Source organism: Limosilactobacillus alvi, assembly GCF_016900115.1.
GTDB classification, from domain to species: domain Bacteria; phylum Bacillota; class Bacilli; order Lactobacillales; family Lactobacillaceae; genus Limosilactobacillus; species Limosilactobacillus alvi.
On record NZ_JACJJQ010000081.1, the window covers coordinates 1 to 1,087 of the forward strand.

Consider the following 1,087-nt stretch of genomic DNA (forward strand, 5'->3'; position numbering starts at 1 on the left):
ATACATAAAATCCCCTAAATCAAAAAAATTGGTACTGCTAGGATTTTACTCCTATCAGTACCAAATATTGTAGACCCTGAAAAAAAGAGGTTAGAAAGAAACTTGTGCTTCTTCCTAACCTCTTCTTTCGTTGTCTAATGCCCCAAACAGGATTCGAACCTGTACATGGTTACCCATACAACGACCTGAACGTTGCGCGTCTGCCAATTCCGCCACTGGGGCAGCGAAATATATTTATATATAACAAATGCGCCCCCGGGGAGTCGAACCCCGATCTCGAGAACCGGAATCTCACGTGCGATCCATTACACTAAGGGCGCGTTACCAACAGGTATTATAATACCTGATTGATAACCAAATTGCAAGTATTCTTCTGAACATTCTCAGAAAACTTAACTAGCAATTGATTATCGATAAATTTACTTTTCGTCAGCTGGCTTTTCCTTGGCCCACTTACGAATTTCTTCGATTTTCTTTTCCTTCAATGCCCGCTTGTACTTTGGAGCAACTGGGCGACGGCCTTGTACACCATGTGGATGTGCTTTACGCATGCTATCTGCCTCCTTTTTTCTATCGTCAATAATCAACATTCCGATTGTAACTAAATCTAGCCAAAAAATCAACCTTTAACAGCCACTTTTTAATTTTACCCCTTTATCCCTACTAGACCACGATTGATAAACCCTTGCCAAAAATGTAATATTAAAAGGACTTGCTAACTATACCAATTTTGATTATGATAGTGTCATATCAGATTTAATAAGTATATAAATCGACTTACCAATAATAAGTTAATACGATCATTAATGGAGGATTTACACAATGCAACGTTTCGAAAAAAACATTCAAAAAGAACTTGATTTAATTAAGGCCCACGCCGAAAATAAGGATCGTCCACAACTCGACCATGAATGTGCCACGATTGAACTTGATTTGATTAGTGAAGATCTAAAATAAAAACGAGAGGAAGATGGAGTGAACTACTCGGCCATAAATGACCGAGCTTCTGGATCAAAAGGCAACAGTGTGCCTCTTGATCTGGAAATCGTTTAGGCAATGGAGAATCAAGTTACACTTGATTCTCGAA

At 38.7% G+C, this 1,087-nt stretch carries 2 protein-coding genes and 2 tRNA genes; 1 reads left to right on the forward strand and 3 read right to left on the reverse strand.

Annotation, left to right across the window (positions count from 1 at the left end):
• Positions 1-138: 138 nt before the first annotated feature.
• The 3 genes from H5993_RS09160 to H5993_RS09625 form a co-directional block, all read right to left on the reverse strand.
• A tRNA-Leu gene (locus tag H5993_RS09160) sits at positions 139-222 on the reverse strand.
• 26 nt (positions 223-248) lie between these two features.
• Positions 249-320 (reverse strand) — tRNA-Arg (locus H5993_RS09165).
• Positions 321-419: 99 nt separating this feature from the next.
• Positions 420-551, reverse strand: coding sequence for a hypothetical protein (locus H5993_RS09625; RefSeq protein ID WP_006916985.1), 132 nt, complete (start codon positions 549-551; stop codon positions 420-422).
• A 271-nt stretch (positions 552-822) separates the two neighbouring features.
• Here H5993_RS09625 and H5993_RS09630 point away from each other — a divergent pair, with 271 nt between their 5' ends.
• Positions 823-957: a hypothetical protein gene (locus tag H5993_RS09630; RefSeq protein ID WP_255463119.1), complete on the forward strand. Its 135-nt coding sequence runs from the start codon at positions 823-825 to the stop codon at positions 955-957.
• Positions 958-1,087: the final 130 nt, after the last annotated feature.